The following is a 380-nucleotide window of genomic DNA, read 5'->3' on the forward strand; positions in this document are numbered from 1 at the left end:
GTCGCCGTCATCGGCTGGAAGCTTGCCGACATGGACGGCGCCGACATTCTCGCCGAAATCCAGAGCCGCAAGCTGGATGTGCGCATCACGGTCTTCTCCAACGACCATGACATCGGCATCCTGAAACAGTGCGTGCGGCTCGGCGCCCAGGGCTACTGCTTCCAGTTCGACGACCCGCCGATCATCTTCGAGACGATCCTGGCGGTCGCATCGGGCCATGCCGGCGCCAATCTCGACCAGATCAAGCAGGCCGGCGTCATCAAGGTCGGTACGGAAGGCACTTACGCGCCTTTCACCTACCATGATGCATCCGGAGCGCTGGTCGGCTTCGACGTCGAAATCGCCAAGGCGATCGCCGACAAGCTTGGCGTCAAGGCGCA

General features: G+C 62.4%; 1 protein-coding gene. It reads left to right on the forward strand.

The features are described from left to right. Positions 1-9: 9 nt before the first annotated feature. The coding region (locus EN862_RS37220) for a transporter substrate-binding domain-containing protein (protein ID WP_245519823.1) at positions 10-380 on the forward strand (371 nt) is incomplete at its 3' end.

The organism is Mesorhizobium sp. M2E.F.Ca.ET.219.01.1.1, from assembly GCF_004016445.2.
Taxonomy (GTDB): Bacteria; Pseudomonadota; Alphaproteobacteria; order Rhizobiales; family Rhizobiaceae; genus Mesorhizobium.